This is a genomic window from Pseudomonas alloputida (assembly GCF_021283545.2).
Taxonomy (GTDB): Bacteria; Pseudomonadota; Gammaproteobacteria; order Pseudomonadales; family Pseudomonadaceae; genus Aquipseudomonas; species Aquipseudomonas alloputida.
Map to the genome: position 1 here is coordinate 6303822 of NZ_CP128540.1, position 14593 is coordinate 6318414.

The 14593-nt window shown below is 62.8% G+C and carries 17 protein-coding genes; 11 read left to right on the forward strand and 6 right to left on the reverse strand.

Features of this window, described 5'->3' with window-relative positions; translation table 11 throughout:
- Positions 1-15 precede the first annotated feature (15 nt).
- Both LU682_RS29105 and LU682_RS29110 read left to right on the forward strand, forming a co-directional pair.
- Positions 16-396 (forward strand): RidA family protein, encoded by a 381-nt coding sequence (locus LU682_RS29105; RefSeq protein ID WP_009684531.1) that lies wholly within the window; start codon positions 16-18, stop codon positions 394-396.
- Positions 397-452: 56 nt separating this feature from the next.
- Complete coding sequence (locus LU682_RS29110; protein WP_010955801.1) at positions 453-1184, forward strand: lipoprotein; 732 nt, start codon at positions 453-455, stop codon at positions 1182-1184.
- Between the two features lie 169 nt (positions 1185-1353).
- On the opposite strand, the gene LU682_RS29115 is transcribed toward LU682_RS29110, so the two are convergent.
- On the reverse strand, positions 1354-2211 hold the full coding sequence (locus LU682_RS29115; RefSeq protein ID WP_010955802.1) for an SDR family oxidoreductase: 858 nt from the start codon (positions 2209-2211) through the stop codon (positions 1354-1356).
- 190 nt (positions 2212-2401) lie between these two features.
- On the opposite strand from LU682_RS29115, the gene exbB reads away from it, so the two are divergent.
- The 6 genes from exbB (at position 2402) to LU682_RS29145 (ending at position 9109) form a co-directional block, all read left to right on the forward strand.
- Positions 2402-3364 carry a tonB-system energizer ExbB gene (exbB, locus tag LU682_RS29120; protein WP_010955803.1) on the forward strand — a complete coding sequence of 321 codons (963 nt, stop codon included), beginning with the start codon at positions 2402-2404 and terminating at the stop codon, positions 3362-3364.
- A 3-nt stretch (positions 3365-3367) separates the two neighbouring features.
- Positions 3368-3796, forward strand: coding sequence for a TonB system transport protein ExbD (gene exbD / locus LU682_RS29125; protein ID WP_003253367.1), 429 nt, complete (start codon positions 3368-3370; stop codon positions 3794-3796).
- The gene (locus LU682_RS29130) at positions 3793-4524 is read left to right on the forward strand and encodes an energy transducer TonB (protein ID WP_010955804.1); all 732 of its coding nucleotides are present in this window, start codon (positions 3793-3795) and stop codon (positions 4522-4524) included. The genes exbD and LU682_RS29130 overlap by 4 nt, the downstream gene beginning before the upstream one ends.
- A 94-nt stretch (positions 4525-4618) precedes the next feature.
- The gene (locus tag LU682_RS29135) at positions 4619-5545 is read left to right on the forward strand and encodes a hydrogen peroxide-inducible genes activator (protein ID WP_003253362.1); all 927 of its coding nucleotides are present in this window, start codon (positions 4619-4621) and stop codon (positions 5543-5545) included.
- Positions 5546-5548: 3 nt separating this feature from the next.
- Positions 5549-7627 (forward strand): ATP-dependent DNA helicase RecG, encoded by a 2079-nt coding sequence (gene recG, locus LU682_RS29140; protein WP_010955805.1) that lies wholly within the window; start codon positions 5549-5551, stop codon positions 7625-7627.
- 78 nt (positions 7628-7705) lie between these two features.
- Positions 7706-9109, forward strand: coding sequence for an aminoacyl-tRNA deacylase and HDOD domain-containing protein (locus LU682_RS29145; RefSeq protein ID WP_010955806.1), 1404 nt, complete (start codon positions 7706-7708; stop codon positions 9107-9109).
- A 180-nt stretch (positions 9110-9289) separates the two neighbouring features.
- Here the strand turns inward: LU682_RS29145 and LU682_RS29150 are convergent, their stop codons facing one another.
- The 4 genes from LU682_RS29150 to LU682_RS29165 form a co-directional block, all read right to left on the reverse strand.
- On the reverse strand, positions 9290-9664 hold the full coding sequence (locus LU682_RS29150; RefSeq protein ID WP_010955807.1) for an SCP2 sterol-binding domain-containing protein: 375 nt from the start codon (positions 9662-9664) through the stop codon (positions 9290-9292).
- A 148-nt stretch (positions 9665-9812) separates the two neighbouring features.
- Positions 9813-10112 (reverse strand): HU family DNA-binding protein, encoded by a 300-nt coding sequence (locus tag LU682_RS29155; protein ID WP_003253355.1) that lies wholly within the window; start codon positions 10110-10112, stop codon positions 9813-9815.
- A 187-nt stretch (positions 10113-10299) separates the two neighbouring features.
- The gene (locus LU682_RS29160) at positions 10300-11448 is read right to left on the reverse strand and encodes an NAD(P)/FAD-dependent oxidoreductase (RefSeq protein ID WP_010955808.1); all 1149 of its coding nucleotides are present in this window, start codon (positions 11446-11448) and stop codon (positions 10300-10302) included.
- Between the two features lie 16 nt (positions 11449-11464).
- A complete protein-coding gene (locus tag LU682_RS29165) occupies positions 11465-11632 on the reverse strand; it encodes a rubredoxin (RefSeq protein ID WP_003253349.1) in 168 nt (55 codons plus the stop codon).
- Between the two features lie 224 nt (positions 11633-11856).
- On the opposite strand from LU682_RS29165, the gene LU682_RS29170 reads away from it, so the two are divergent.
- Positions 11857-12414, forward strand: coding sequence for a chorismate--pyruvate lyase family protein (locus LU682_RS29170; protein WP_010955810.1), 558 nt, complete (start codon positions 11857-11859; stop codon positions 12412-12414).
- Positions 12414-13304, forward strand: coding sequence for a 4-hydroxybenzoate octaprenyltransferase (gene ubiA, locus LU682_RS29175; RefSeq protein WP_004575206.1), 891 nt, complete (start codon positions 12414-12416; stop codon positions 13302-13304). Before LU682_RS29170 ends, ubiA begins: the two co-directional genes overlap by 1 nt.
- Before the next feature lie 33 nt (positions 13305-13337).
- Here ubiA and LU682_RS29180 read toward each other — a convergent pair whose 3' ends face one another.
- Positions 13338-13709: a COG4315 family predicted lipoprotein gene (locus tag LU682_RS29180; protein WP_020190123.1), complete on the reverse strand. Its 372-nt coding sequence runs from the start codon at positions 13707-13709 to the stop codon at positions 13338-13340.
- Positions 13710-13883: 174 nt separating this feature from the next.
- On the opposite strand from LU682_RS29180, the gene phoB reads away from it, so the two are divergent.
- Entirely contained in the window at positions 13884-14573 is a 690-nt protein-coding gene (gene phoB, locus LU682_RS29185; protein WP_003253341.1) for a phosphate regulon transcriptional regulator PhoB, read from the forward strand.
- The last annotated feature ends 20 nt before the right edge of the window (positions 14574-14593 follow it).

Here is a 14593-nt window from a genome sequence, read left to right on the forward strand (position 1 = left end):
CCGCAAGGAGTCATCATGAGCAAAACCGTCATCAACAGCGACAAGGCCCCTGCCGCCATCGGCACCTACTCGCAGGCGATCAAGGCCGGCAACACCGTGTACATGTCGGGCCAAATCCCTCTGGACCCGAAGACCATGGAGCTGGTCGAAGGCTTCGAAGCCCAGACCGTGCAGGTGTTCGAGAACCTCAAGGCCGTGGCTGAAGCTGCTGGCGGTTCGTTCAAGGACATCGTGAAACTGAACATCTTCCTCACCGACCTGAGCCACTTCGCCAAGGTAAACGAGGTGATGGGCCGCTACTTCGAACAGCCCTACCCGGCCCGCGCCGCCATCGGCGTTGCCGCACTGCCGAAAGGCGCCCAGGTCGAAATGGACGCCATCCTGGTCATCGAATGATGCCCTGGTGACGGGCCCTGCCCGTCACCCTCCTTCCTCTGCAAGGTTACCCCGTCATGCGTCAAGCACTGCCCTTCGCGCTGGCAGCCCTGCTACTGGGCGGCTGCACCAGCCACAAACCCGAAGATTTCAACGGCATCTGGATCAACCAGGAAGCCATCACTGCGGCGGTCAAAGCCGGCAGCCTGCGCCAGGCGCTGAATGAGCACGGCCCAGTGTTCGAGTGGAAGCTCGACGTGGCCAATCAGCAAGCTAGCTATAGCAATGGTTTCGAGGCCGCCGACGGCCAGCTGAGCGCCAATGAAAAGCAATGGCAGGCCCGTTTCCAAGGCGGCCAGACCGAGCAGCTTTCGCTCGATGGCGACGAGCTGCTGGCCGTCGACCAGAACGGCACCAAGCAAACCTTCGTGCGCGCCAAGGCGCAGGCTGCAGCCAATGCACCACTGGGCAGCAGCTTCGAGAAAGCGCTTTACCAGGCCTACCTGGGTGGTAACTGGAAGATCGTCGAAGGCCAAGGCAAGGGCGCCAGCGTGCGCTTCAGCGACACCGGCAACGTCACCGGCCTACCGGGGCCGGACCGCTTCGCCCTGTGCCTGGCGGGTGATTGCGCGACCATGGGTGGCAACAATGACAGCCTGTGGCTGGAGCGCAACCAGCGTGGTGCACCGTTCATCATCAAGCGCGATGGTGACAAGCTGGAGATTTTCCAGGCAGTGAACCGTGCACAGCCGGATGAAATGCCAGAGCTGGCAGCGGGCAAGCGTCAGTGGACGCTGGAGCGCAGCTGAGATGATGCGCGGTCCCTGTAGGATCGGGTTTACCCGCGAAGAAGACACCGCGGTGGATGGCACGGGCTTCGCCCGTGTTCGCGGGCAAGCCCGCTCCCACAGGGATCGCGCCAGCTTTTAGAAATTAAGCAAGACAATAGCTCCCACAAGGCATCGCGCCAGTTGCCAGCTAGGCTTTTCCTGCCAGGATGGCGGCGTAGCCTTCCTTGTAGCTCGGATATACCGGCGCCCAACCCAGCGCCCGCGCCCGGGCATTGCTGCAACGCTTGCTACCAGTGCGTCGCACCCGCTGCTCATCGGACCATTCGGTAACCCCCATGTAGGCCCGCAGCCAGGCCACCACATCGGCCAGCGGCGCCGGGTCGTCATCAACGCCAATGTAGCAGTCGTCCAGAGCCTTGCCATCAGCATCGGCCTGCAGCAGAAACGCCAGCAGGCTGGCGGCATCTTCGGCATGAATGCGGTTGCCATACAGCGGCGGCTCCTCGGCAACGCGGTAACCCTGACGCACCTGGCTCAGCAACCACTCGCGCCCTGGGCCATAGATACCGGTCAGGCGGACCACGCTCGCCGGGATGCCGCTGGCCAGTGCCAACCGTTCAGCCTCCAGCATCACACGCCCGGAATAGCCCTCAGGCTCGGTGGCAGCGCCCTCCTCTATCCACTCGCCGCCTTTCTGCGCATACACACTGCTGCTTGAGACGAACAGCAGGCGACGCGGGCGCTGGCCACGCTCGGCCAACCAGGCCAACACATGGCGCAAACCATCGACATAGGCTGCTTGGTAACCCGCCTCATCGTGCTGGCTGGCCGCCACGCAGTACACAAGGTAGTCCAGCGGGCCCTGTGGCCAGGCCTGCGGTATCGACGGTTCGGCCAAATCTGCGGCAACCGGCTGAACCCCTGCGGGCAGCTGACCAACAGAACGGCGCAGGCCGCTCACCTGCCAGCCTTTAGCCAGCATCTGCTTGGCCAGACGCCCACCCACATCACCACAACCCACCACCATCACGGAAAGGTCTGACATCTCTAAACTCCCTAGACCAATTGATCAGCTTGGCCACGCTACACGATGGGCGGCTAGACCATAGGCGAAAAAAGCTACAATATTACTTTTGTTAACAAGAATTACTTGCAATAATGACCGCCAAATTGTTCTCGGCCTACATCGAGGCCTTGGAGAACGCTCACTTTTTTCTTCATCAGGTCCGGCCAGCATGACACGTACTCAACCTTCCGCTTCGCCAACCCCGTCGCGCGCCTGGCGCGCCATCGCCGCGCTGACACTCAGCCTGGTGCTGGCCCCGGTGGCCATGGCCGATGAGCCAACCACCAACGCCGCCACACCTGCTGCTGCCACTGCCCCGGCCACACCTGCTGCTGCCCCGGCGGATGCTCCGGCGCCTGATGCCACTGCCAGCAACCCGGCCGCAGCAGACCCGAGCGTTCAAGCTCTGGTCGAAGACACCTCGCTGGGCATGGCCCATGACCTGTCCCCATGGGGCATGTACAAGAACGCCGACATCGTGGTGAAGATCGTCATGATCGGCCTGGCCATCGCCTCCATCATCACCTGGACCATCTGGATTGCCAAAGGCTTCGAGCTGATGGGCGCCAAGCGTCGCCTGCGTGGTGAAATCGCCCAGCTGAAGAAGTCCACCACCCTGAAAGAAGCCAGCGAGGTCACCAACAAGGAAGGCACCCTGGCCCACACCCTGGTCCACGACGCCCTCGAAGAGATGCGTCTTTCGGCTAACGCTCGCGAAAAAGAAGGTATCAAGGAGCGCGTCAGCTTCCGTCTGGAGCGCCTGGTGCATGCCAGCGGCCGCACCATGAGCAGCGGCACCGGCGTCCTCGCAACCATCGGCTCCACCGCGCCGTTCGTCGGCCTGTTCGGTACCGTATGGGGCATCATGAACAGCTTCATCGGCATCGCCAAGACCCAGACCACCAACCTGGCCGTCGTTGCACCAGGTATCGCCGAAGCGCTGCTGGCCACTGCTCTGGGCCTGGTCGCGGCAATCCCGGCCGTGGTCATCTACAACGTCTTCGCCCGCTCCATTGCCGGTTACAAGGCGCAGGTGTCCGATGCCTCCGCCCAGGTACTGCTGCTGGTCAGCCGTGATCTGGACCACCAGGGTAGCGAGCGCGCCGCCCCGCACATGGTGAAAGTGGGGTAAGCCATGGGCCTGCATCTCAACGAAGGTGGCGACGACCTCGCCGAAAACCACGAAATCAACGTTACGCCGTTCATCGACGTGATGCTGGTGCTGCTGATCATCTTCATGGTCGCCGCTCCCTTGGCTACGGTCGACATCAAGGTCGACCTGCCGGCCTCAACCGCCAAACCGGCGCCAAGGCCGGAGAAACCGGTGTTCGTCAGCGTCAAGGCCGACCAGAAGCTGTATGTCGGCGACGATCAGGTTGCTGCACCCGACCAGCTTGGCCCGATGCTCGACGCCAAGACCAAGGGTGACAAGGAAACCACCATCTTTTTCCAGGCTGACAAAGGCGTGGATTACGGCGACCTGATGGAAGTGATGAACAACATGCGCGCGGCCGGCTACCTGAAAGTCGGTCTGGTAGGTCTCGAGACGGCAGCCAAGAAATGATGAAAACGCGCTCTAACATGGCGCGCTACGGTGGCAGCCTGGCGATCGTGCTGGGTGTGCACGTGGTCGCCGTGCTGCTGACGCTCAACTGGTCGGTGCCACAGGCCATCGAGCTGCCCCCGGCAGCGATGATGGTCGAACTGGCACCGTTGCCGGAGCCTGCGCCACCACCACCCCCAAAGGCAGCTCCGCAGCCACCGGCCCCGGTCGAGGAACCACCGTTGCCGAAGCTGGCAGAAGCGCCCAAGCCCAAGATCGCCATCCCCAAGCCGCCCAAGCCGAAGGCCAAGCCCCAGCCGCCCAAGCCCGAGAAAAAGCCTGAGCCGCCGAAGGAAGCACCGCCCACCGAGCAAACGGTGGACGCACCGCCCAGCAACTCGCCACCGCAGAAGTCCGCGGCACCGGCACCGAGCATTGCGTCCAACAGCAACGCCTTGCCAACCTGGCAGAGCGACCTGCTGCGCCACCTTGCCAAGTACAAGCGTTACCCGGAAGACGCGCGCCGTCGCGGCCTGCAAGGCATGAACCGCCTACGCTTCGTGGTCGACGCCGAAGGCAAGGTCGTGTCGTACTCCATGGCCGGTGGCTCAGGCAGTGCCGCACTGGACCGGGCGACCCTGGAAATGATCCGTCGGGCCGGCACGGTACCCAAGCCGCCACCCGAGTTGCTGAACAATGGCACGATTGAAGTCGTGGCACCGTTCGTCTACTCACTGGACCGCCGCTAAGACTTTTGCTTCTGTCACAATTCGGCAAGTCTGATAACGTGCGTCTATCGATTGCAGCCGCTATGCTGGGCCCGCAACTTCATGGACGCACGTTATGACCCTTACAGAATTACGCTACATCGTCACACTCGCCCAGGAACAGCACTTCGGCCATGCCGCCGAGCGCTGTCACGTGAGCCAACCCACCCTGTCGGTCGGTGTGAAGAAGCTCGAGGACGAGCTTGGCGTTCTGATCTTCGAGCGCAGCAAAAGCGCAGTACGCCTGACCCCGGTCGGCGAAAACATCGTCGCCCAAGCGCAGAAAGTACTGGAGCAGGCCCAGGGCATTCGCGAGCTGGCCCAGGCCGGCAAGAATCAGCTGACCGCTCCGCTCAAGGTCGGCGCCATCTACACCGTCGGCCCCTACCTGTTCCCGCACCTGATCCCGCAGCTGCACCGCGTGGCGCCGCAAATGCCGCTGTACATCGAAGAAAACTTCACCCACGTACTGCGTGAAAAGCTGCGCAACGGCGAACTGGACGCGGTGATCATCGCCCTGCCGTTCAACGAAGCCGACGTGCTGACGCTACCGCTATACGATGAACCGTTCTGCGCCCTGATGCCTGCCGACCACCCATGGACGGCGAAAAAGACCATCGACACCGCCATGCTCAATGACAAGAGCCTGTTGCTGCTTGGTGAGGGCCACTGCTTCCGTGACCAGGTACTGGAAGCCTGCCCTACCCTGAACAAGGGGGGTGAAGGCTCAAGGCACACCACGGTCGAGTCCAGCTCACTGGAAACCATCCGTCACATGGTGGCTTCCGGCCTTGGCGTATCGATCTTGCCGCTGTCGGCAGTGCACAGCCACCACTATGCCCCCGGCGTCATCGAAGTGCGCCCGTTGACGGCACCGGCACCGTTCCGCACGGTAGCCATCGCCTGGCGCGCCAGCTTCCCGCGGCCAAAGGCCATCGAGATCCTCGCCGATTCGATCCGCCTGTGCTCGGTCGCCAAAAACCCTGCGGAACAACCGGCCTGAGTCATGAGTGAGCTGTCGAAGGTCCCGGTCACAGTACTGAAAGGTGTGGGCGAGGCGATGGCGGAGAAACTCGCCAAGGTCGGCCTGGAAAACCTGCAGGACGTGTTGTTCCACCTGCCCCTGCGCTACCAGGACCGCACGCGCGTGGTGCCAATCGGCCAGCTGCGTCCCGGCCAGGATGCGGTTATCGAGGGAGTGGTCAGTGGTGCCGATGTGACCATGGGCAAGCGCCGCAGCCTGGTGGTGCGCCTGGGCGACGGCAGCGGTGTGCTGACATTGCGCTTCTACCACTTCAGCAACGCGCAGAAAGAGGGCCTGAAGCGGGGCACCCACCTGCGCTGCTACGGAGAAGCCCGCCCCGGCGCTTCGGGCCTGGAAATCTACCACCCGGAGTACCGTGCGCTGAACGGCAACGAGCCACCACCACCGGTGGAGCAGACCCTGACGCCAATTTACCCGTCCACCGAAGGCCTTACCCAGCAACGCCTGCGCCTGTTGTGCCAGCAGAGCCTTGCGCTGCTTGGCCCGCGTAGCCTGCCCGACTGGCTGCCTGACGAACTTGCCCGGGACTACCAGCTGGCACCCCTGGACGAAGCCATCCGCTACCTGCACAACCCGCCGGCCGACGCTGACCTCGACGAGCTCGCCGAAGGCCAGCACTGGGCTCAACACCGCCTGGCCTTCGAAGAGTTGCTGACCCATCAGCTGTCGCAGCAACGCCTGCGCGAAAGCCTGCGCAGCCTGCGTGCGCCGGTACTGCCCAGGGCCACGCGCCTGCAGGCGCAATACCTGGCTAACCTGGGCTTCCAGCCGACCGGCGCGCAGCAGCGGGTAGCCAACGAAATTGCCTACGACCTTAGCCAGCACGAACCGATGATGCGTCTGGTGCAGGGCGACGTGGGTGCCGGCAAGACCGTTGTCGCTGCACTGGCCGCGTTGCAGGCGCTGGAGGCGGGCTACCAGGTGGCATTGATGGCACCCACCGAGATTCTCGCCGAGCAGCACTACATTACCTTCAAGCGCTGGCTGGAACCGCTGGGCATCGAAGTCGCCTGGCTAGCCGGTAAACTCAAGGGCAAGGCCCGGGCCGCCTCCCTGGAGCAGATCGCCAACGGCGCACCCATGGTGGTCGGCACCCACGCACTGTTCCAGGAAGAGGTAAGGTTCAAGCACCTGGCCCTTGCGATCATCGACGAACAGCACAGGTTCGGCGTGCAGCAACGCCTGGCCCTGCGCAGGAAGGGCGTGGCCGGCGAGCTGTGCCCGCACCAACTGATCATGACCGCCACGCCTATTCCGCGCACCCTGGCCATGAGCGCCTACGCCGACCTGGACACCTCGGTGCTCGACGAATTGCCGCCAGGGCGTACGCCGGTGAACACCGTGCTGGTGGCCGACAGCCGCCGCTTCGAAGTGGTCGAGCGGGTACGCGCCGCCTGCGCCGAGGGGCGCCAGGCCTATTGGGTATGCACGCTGATCGAAGAGTCCGAAGAACTCACCTGCCAGGCCGCCGAAAGCACCTATGAGGAGCTTGGCAGTGCGCTGGGTGAACTGAAGGTGGGGTTGATCCATGGGCGCATGAAACCGGCAGAAAAAGCCGAGATCATGGCCGAGTTCAAGGCTGGCAACCTGCAGCTTCTGGTCGCCACCACGGTCATCGAGGTGGGCGTGGACGTGCCCAACGCCAGCCTGATGATCATCGAGAACCCCGAGCGCCTGGGCCTTGCGCAGTTGCACCAGCTGCGTGGCAGGGTTGGCCGGGGCAGCGCCGTGAGCCATTGCGTGCTGCTGTACCACCCGCCGCTGTCGCAGATCGGCCGCGAGCGCTTGGGGATCATGCGAGAGACCAACGACGGCTTCATCATCGCCGAAAAAGACCTTGAACTGCGTGGCCCGGGCGAGATGCTCGGCACCCGCCAGACCGGTCTGCTGCAGTTCAAGGTCGCCGACCTGATGCGCGACGCCGACCTGCTGCCGGCCGTGCGCGACGCGGCCCAGGCTCTGGTATCACGCTGGCCGGAACACGTCAGCCCGCTGCTGGACCGCTGGCTGCGCCACGGCCAACAATATGGCCAAGTGTGACGCTAGTCCCAGAATGGATCCAGATTTGCTCGCAGGCTGGTTATACTTCGCGTTTAAAAGATACAGTGGATACGGACCATGACTGAAGTTGCCCTGGACACCGCAACCCCACACGCCCCCTCCGTCATCAGGCTGCTGCTCGACAAACTCGGCGTGCCCTACCGCCAGGTGGTCGAACACTCGCACCTGCCTGCGGCTTCGCGGGTGCAGGCTGTCCTTCTCGACGACGAGGTCGGCGCCCTCATGGTGCTGTTCCCGCAGAGCCACCTGCTGGACCTCAACCGGCTGGCCGAGCTGACCGGGCGCAAGCTGACCGCCGTGTCGGTGCCGCGCCTGAAGCAGATGCTCGACAAGCACCACCTCAAGGCCCTGCCGGGCATCCCGGCGCTGACCAGCTCGCCATGTCAGTACGAAAAGAGCCTGCTCGACGCTGAAACTGTCTTTATCCAGTCAGGCGAAGCCGGCCTGTTGCTGGAAATCGAACGCGCACACTTCAAGCGCATGCTGGCCAAGGCCAGCGCCAGCAGCTTCGGCCAGCAAGTTGAAGCCATCAGCCCCAATCTCGACCGCCCCGATGACGACACCCGGGAAATCACCGATGCGGTCCAGGCCTTCACTGCCCGACGCATTCAGAAACGCCTGGAAGAAACCATCGAAATTCCACCGCTCGCCGACACCGCGCAGAAGATCATCAAGCTGCGGGTAGATCCCAACGCCAGCATCGACGACATCACCGGCGTGGTCGAAACCGACCCGGCGCTGGCGGCACAGGTGGTGAGCTGGGCTGCATCGCCCTACTACGGTTCGCCAGGCAAGATCCGCTCGGTGGAAGACGCCATCGTGCGTGTGCTGGGTTTCGACCTGGTGATCAACCTGGCCCTGGGCCTGGCGCTGGGCAAGACCTTGAGCCTACCCAAAGACCAACCGCAGCAGGCCACGCCCTACTGGCAACAATCGATCTACACCGCCGCGATCATCGAAGGCCTCACCCGCGCCATGCCTCGTGCAGAACGCCCCGAGGCCGGGCTGACCTACCTGGCCGGGCTACTGCACAACTTCGGCTACCTGCTGCTGGCGCACGTGTTCCCGCCGCACTTCTCGCTGATTTGCCGCCACCTTGAGGTCAACCCGCATTTGAACCACACCTATGTGGAGCAACACTTGCTGGGCATCAGCCGCGAACAGATCGGTGCCTGGCTGATGAAGCTGTGGGACATGCCAGAAGAGCTGTCGACTGCCTTGCGCTTCCAGCACGATCCGGCCTACGACGGCGAATATTTCGCGTTCCCCAACTTGGTGTGCCTGGCCACCCGCCTGCTGCGCTCGCGAGGTATAGGCTCAGGGCCGCAGGAAGAGATACCTGACGAACTGCTGGAACGCCTGAGCATTACCCGGGACAAGGCCGAGGATGTGGTGAACAAGGTGCTCGAGGCCGAGAACCTGTTGCGTGAGCTGGCTTCGCAGTTCCATGCACCGCATTAAGCATTAACACATAGCCTGCGGGAGCAACTGTCTTGCTCAATTTCTAACAGCTGGCGCGATTTTGGACTGTGGGAGCGGGCTTGCCCGCGAACACCGGCGAAGCCGGTGCCATGCACCGCGTCGCTTGTTTCGCGGGCACGCCCGCTCCCACAGGTAAAGCGTCATCATCCCCGTCGGGCTTCAGCCTTTCTTCTTTGGTTTCAGGTATTTCATCAACCCCTGGAACCACATCACCAGCGCCGGGTTGCCCTTGATCTGGATGTGCTTGTCCTGAATCCCTTGCATGAACGCCAGCTGCTTGTTACCCGCCTGCATGGTGGCGAAGCCATAGGCGGCGTCCTTGAAGGCAATGGCGAATGCCGGCTGTGGGTGCGCGCCGCCCTTGCTGCTGATGCGCTCGTTGTTGACGATGAAGTGCCGGGCGACCTTGCCGTCCAGGGTCTGCATCTGGAACACCAGGTCCTTGCCCTTGAGCTGCTGCTGGAATGCGGGGTTATTACGGCTGGCCCTGGCCATCAACAGCCCCATGGCCCAGAGAAGAAAGCGGAACTTCATCAACGCGCCTCGAATGAAAAGTGACTAAGGCGCGCAGTTTATCCTTTTCCAGAACTATTTATGCAAGTTCGAAACATTTTGCCTGCAGAAAGCACAACGGGCGCCTTGGGGCGCCCGCTTGGCCGACACTGGGGTTGTCAGAGAGCGATCACTTGCCTTTCTTGGCTGGCTTGGCGGGGGCGTTAACGCTGTCACGCAGGTTCTTGCCAGGCTTGAAGGCCACGGTATTGCTGGCCTTGATCTTGACCGGTTCCCCAGTTTGCGGGTTCTTGCCGGTACGCGCACCGCGATGACGTTTTTCGAAGGTGCCGAAACCGACCAGGGTCACGGTGTCCTTGTCCAGGGCACCGGTGATGCTGTCGAGAATCGCGTTCAAAACCTGATTGGCCTTTTCCTTGGTCAGATCAGCCTTATCGGCGATGACGGCGGCGAGTTCTGGTTTGCGCATAGTGAAGCCTCTTTGACGGAATTCTTGTTGTTATGCCGTGCTGCCTCTGGGAGCAGCGCTCAAGGCACCGCAGGCTCTAATCTGCGGCAGACGGGAGTGAGAATGGCACGAGCTCAGGGGCCGCGCCAGTATCTGGGCGGCCATTGTGCAGGCAACAACAGGATAAATCCGACAGAACGCGCGCTATTTACGCCATAACCGGTGGCAACTGACGATTCAGCGCCAGCTTCTCCATCACCGCCGCTCCGGTCAGGGCGTAGCCCAGCAGCTTGCCGTCGGCATCAAGGCAGAGCACCTTGAGGTCACTGCCCTGCCCCTCTACCTGCCAGATGCCTTCGCAGCCCTGTGGCGCTGGCGAAACCACCACCGGACAGGCCGGGGTTTTCACGGTGATAGGCATAGGCCCGTAGGAAACTGCCGTCGGCTTCCCGGCCAGGGTTTGCGCCAGCGCCCGGGCACAGCTCATCAGCGGCATCACGTACAGCAGGTTGATGCCATCGACTTCGGCACAGTCGCCAAGGGCAAAGATGTTGGCGTGTGAAGTACGTAGCTCGCGGTCTACGCTTACGCCACGGTTGGTCTGCAGGCCGGCCGCGGCAGCCAGGTCGGTACGTGGGCGCAGGCCGATGGCCGAAACCACCAGGTCGCAGGCGATCACGCTGCCGTCCGACAAGTGCGCCTCCAGGCCTTGAGTCACCTGCTGAAGACGGGTCAGCACCGGCCCCAGGTGGAAGCGTACACCCAGGCCCTCCAGCCCACCCTGCACAGCCGCCGCAGCGGCCGGGTGCAGCAGGGTCGGCATGATCTGTTCACACGGCGCCACAACGTCGACCTTGAAGCCGCCCAGGCTCATGTCGTTTGCGAATTCGCAGCCGATCAGGCCGGCACCGAGGATCAGTACACGCTGCTTGCCAGCGGCGGCAGCACGGAAGCGTGCGTAGTCTTCCAGGTCGTTGATCGGGAATACCAGATGGCCGCCGTCACCCTCGATCGGCACCTGCACGGTCTGCGCCCCCCAGGCCAGCACCAGGTCGCGGTATTCCACGGCCTCTTCGCCGATCCACAGCCGCTTGTGGCCCGGGTCGATGCCGCTGATACGGGTATGGGTACGGATCTCGGCGTTCAATTGCTCGGCCATGGCGCCCGCCTCGGCCATGCACAGGCCGTCGGCGTCCTTCTGCTTGGCAAAGCCCATGGAAAGCATCGGCTTGGAGTACGAACGACCATCGTCGGCGGTGATCAGCAACAGCGGCGTCTGCGCATCGAGCTTGCGAAATTCACGGGCCAGGTTGTAGCCCGCAAGGCCGGTACCGATGATTACCACAGGGGACGTCATGTCGTGCTTTCCTCGATTAACCGATGGAGATCATTTCAAAGTCGCTTTTGCCGACACCGCAGTCGGGGCACAGCCAGTCTTCAGGCACATCCTCCCAACGGGTGCCGGGGGCGATGCCGTCGTCGGGCCAGCCTTCGGCTTCGTCGTAGATCAGGCCACAGACAATACATTGCCACTTTTTCATCAGGTCTATTTCCTCGGTTCAGGCTGGGGCTTGTGTTGCTGCTGATGGCCTCTTCGCGGGCAAGCCGCTCCTACAGTGACCGCGCAGGCCTGGCGGGCTTGCCCGCGCACAGGGCCAGCGCGCAATGCGTGGGGGCTTTGTAGCGGCCCTGCCGCCAGTATGCAAGCAGTTGGGGCAATCATGCTAAGCTCGCCGCCTCTCTGGCTGTAACAAAGCATACCGACGTGTCGTACGAATCCCCGCAAGCAGCCGCTGTCGCGTGGCTGCCGTATTCACAGCTGGCGACCGACATCGACCAGCCCACCCTTGACTGGCTGTTCGACGAGGGCTCGCTGACCCGCCGCCTGACCCGTCTGTCCATTGATCACTTTTCCGTCACCCCGTTGTTCGAGGGCTGGCAGCCGCTGCGCGATGACGAATGCCAGGCGCTGGGCATCGCTGCCGGCGCCGAAGGCTGGGTGCGCGAAGTGTATCTGCGCGGCCATGGCCAACCTTGGGTATTCGCCCGCAGCGTGGCCAGCCGCAGCGCCCTGGAACGTGGTGGCCTGGACCTGGAAACCTTGGGCAGCCGCTCGCTGGGCGAGCTGCTGTTCTGCGACCAGGCGTTCATCCGTCATCCACTCGAAGTGTGCACTTATCCACAGGCCTGGCTGCCGTCCGAAGCTGCACATGCGGCGCTTTGGGGCCGCCGCTCGCGCTTCGAGCGCAACGGCCTGGACCTGCTGGTGGCAGAAGTGTTCCTGCCGGCATTGTGGCAAGCGGCCAAGGAGGAAAACCGCTGATGTACCTGCAACTGCTCAAGTCGCTCAACCGCCTGCACCCACGGGCCTGGGACTTCGTCCAGCTCAGCCGCATGGACCGGCCGATAGGCATCTACCTGCTGTTGTGGCCGACCCTGTCGGCAGTGTGGATTGCCGGCAATGGGTCACCCACCCTGGCCAATGTGCTCATCTTCGGCCTTGGTGTGGTGCTGATGCGCGCGGCCGGCTGCTGCATCAACGACTTTGCCGACCGCAAGGTTGACGGCCACGTCAAGCGCACAGCAGACCGCCCCTTGGCCAGCGGCCGGGTGCGGCCACGCGAGGCGCTGACACTGTTCGCGATTCTGGTCGGGGTGAGTTTCCTGCTGGTGCTGTGCACCAACAGCCGCACTGTCTGGCTGTCGTTCGGGGCGGTGGCCTTGGCGTTCTGCTACCCGTTCATGAAGCGCTACACCTACTACCCGCAGGTGGTGCTGGGGGCGGCGTATTCGTGGGGCATTCCCATGGCTTTCACAGCCGCTGGCGGTGAACTGCCGGCCGGCGCCTGGCTGCTGTATATCGCCAACCTGCTGTGGACGGTAGGCTACGACACCTACTACGCCATGGTCGACCGCGATGACGACCTGAAGATTGGCGTGAAATCCACCGCGATCCTGTTCGGCGACGCTGATCGCAGCATCATCCTGACCCTGCAGCTGCTGTCGCTGGGCTGCCTGTTGCTGGCCGGTAGCCGCTTCGACCTGGGTGGCTGGTTCCACCTTGGGTTGCTGGGTGCGGCGGCGTGCTTTGCCTGGGAATACTGGTCAACGCGCAAGCTGGACCGGGAATCGTGCTTCAAGGCATTTCTGCACAACCACTGGGCGGGGATGCTGGTGTTTATCGGAGTTGTGCTGGATTACGCGTTGCGCTGAGTAGTTTGGGGCCGCAGAGCGGCCCCGGCTATCTCATGGCTTGGCAACGTGCCAGACGTCTTTCATGCCGTCACCGGTCATGTCACCGGCCTTCTTGTCCTTGATGAAGGTATACAGCGGCTTGCCGTCGTAAGCCCACTGCATCGAACCGTCGTCACGCGTTACATGGGTCCATTTATCCTTCGGTGCTTCGTCTTCTTTCTTGACCATCAACGGTGGCCAGTTCTTGGCGCACTCGCCATTGCACATCGACTTGCCACCCGCATCCTTGTCAAAGGTGTACAGGGTCATGCCGGCATGATCGACCCACATGCCATCCTTCTCCATGGCATGGTGGGCCAACGCCACCCCCGGCAGCGCCAACGCAGTGAAAAGGGCCATCCAGCTCAGCGTATGTCGTGTCATTGGATTCACCATTGTTTCGGGGGGGAAATGAGTTCGGATTGCCATCAAAGCGGCCCTCTGTAGCCTAGTTCAGTCACGGAATGTCGCCAGAACGGCCAACACCCTGTCACACAGCTGCAATAATTCCGTTATCTAATGCGGGCCAAGACACCGAATCCAGGAGAGGTTTTGAGCATGGTAGGCAGGAACATTCTGATCGTCGACGACGAAGCGCCCATTCGCGAGATGATCGCCGTTGCCCTGGAAATGGCCGGCTATGACTGCCTGGAAGCGGAAAACTCCCAACAGGCCCACGCGATCATCGTCGACCGCAAACCGGACCTGATCCTGCTCGACTGGATGCTGCCGGGCACCTCCGGCATCGAGCTGGCCCGCCGCCTGAAGCGCGACGAACTGACCGGCGATATCCCGATCATCATGCTCACCGCCAAGGGTGAAGAGGACAACAAGATCCAGGGCCTGGAAGTGGGCGCCGACGACTACATCACCAAGCCGTTCTCGCCGCGTGAACTGGTAGCGCGACTGAAAGCCGTGCTGCGCCGCACTGGCCCGAGCGACAGCGAGGCGCCGATCGAGGTCGGCGGCCTGCTGCTCGACCCGATCAGCCACCGTGTGACCATCGACGGCAAGCCGGCCGAGATGGGCCCTACCGAATACCGCCTGCTGCAGTTTTTCATGACCCACCAGGAGCGCGCCTATACCCGCGGCCAACTGCTGGATCAGGTGTGGGGCGGCAACGTCTATGTCGAGGAACGTACCGTCGACGTGCACATCCGTCGCCTGCGCAAGGCACTGGGTGAAGCTTACGAGAATCTGGTACAAACCGTCCGGGGCACTGGCTACCGTTTCTCGACCAAGAGCTGATCGAGCTCCCGAGCGCCAAG

Bases quoted from the DNA above. Each gene is read 5' to 3' on its own strand.
- phoB (WP_003253341.1), top strand. From the start codon at position 13,884: ATGGTAGGCAGGAACATTCTGATCGTCGACGACGAAGCGCCCATTCGC.
- exbD (WP_003253367.1), top strand. From the start codon at position 3,368: ATGGGCCTGCATCTCAACGAAGGTGGCGACGACCTCGCCGAAAACCAC.
- LU682_RS29135 (WP_003253362.1), top strand. From the start codon at position 4,619: ATGACCCTTACAGAATTACGCTACATCGTCACACTCGCCCAGGAACAG.
- LU682_RS29115 (WP_010955802.1), bottom strand. From the start codon at position 2,211: ATGTCAGACCTTTCCGTGATGGTGGTGGGTTGTGGTGATGTGGGTGGG.
- LU682_RS29150 (WP_010955807.1), bottom strand. From the start codon at position 9,664: ATGAAGTTCCGCTTTCTTCTCTGGGCCATGGGGCTGTTGATGGCCAGG.
- LU682_RS29110 (WP_010955801.1), top strand. From the start codon at position 453: ATGCGTCAAGCACTGCCCTTCGCGCTGGCAGCCCTGCTACTGGGCGGC.
- LU682_RS29160 (WP_010955808.1), bottom strand. From the start codon at position 11,448: ATGACGTCCCCTGTGGTAATCATCGGTACCGGCCTTGCGGGCTACAAC.
- LU682_RS29180 (WP_020190123.1), bottom strand. From the start codon at position 13,709: ATGACACGACATACGCTGAGCTGGATGGCCCTTTTCACTGCGTTGGCG.
- recG (WP_010955805.1), top strand. From the start codon at position 5,549: ATGAGTGAGCTGTCGAAGGTCCCGGTCACAGTACTGAAAGGTGTGGGC.
- LU682_RS29155 (WP_003253355.1), bottom strand. From the start codon at position 10,112: ATGCGCAAACCAGAACTCGCCGCCGTCATCGCCGATAAGGCTGATCTG.
- LU682_RS29105 (WP_009684531.1), top strand. From the start codon at position 16: ATGAGCAAAACCGTCATCAACAGCGACAAGGCCCCTGCCGCCATCGGC.
- ubiA (WP_004575206.1), top strand. From the start codon at position 12,414: ATGTACCTGCAACTGCTCAAGTCGCTCAACCGCCTGCACCCACGGGCC.
- exbB (WP_010955803.1), top strand. From the start codon at position 2,402: ATGACACGTACTCAACCTTCCGCTTCGCCAACCCCGTCGCGCGCCTGG.
- LU682_RS29165 (WP_003253349.1), bottom strand. From the start codon at position 11,632: ATGAAAAAGTGGCAATGTATTGTCTGTGGCCTGATCTACGACGAAGCC.
- LU682_RS29130 (WP_010955804.1), top strand. From the start codon at position 3,793: ATGATGAAAACGCGCTCTAACATGGCGCGCTACGGTGGCAGCCTGGCG.
- LU682_RS29145 (WP_010955806.1), top strand. From the start codon at position 7,706: ATGACTGAAGTTGCCCTGGACACCGCAACCCCACACGCCCCCTCCGTC.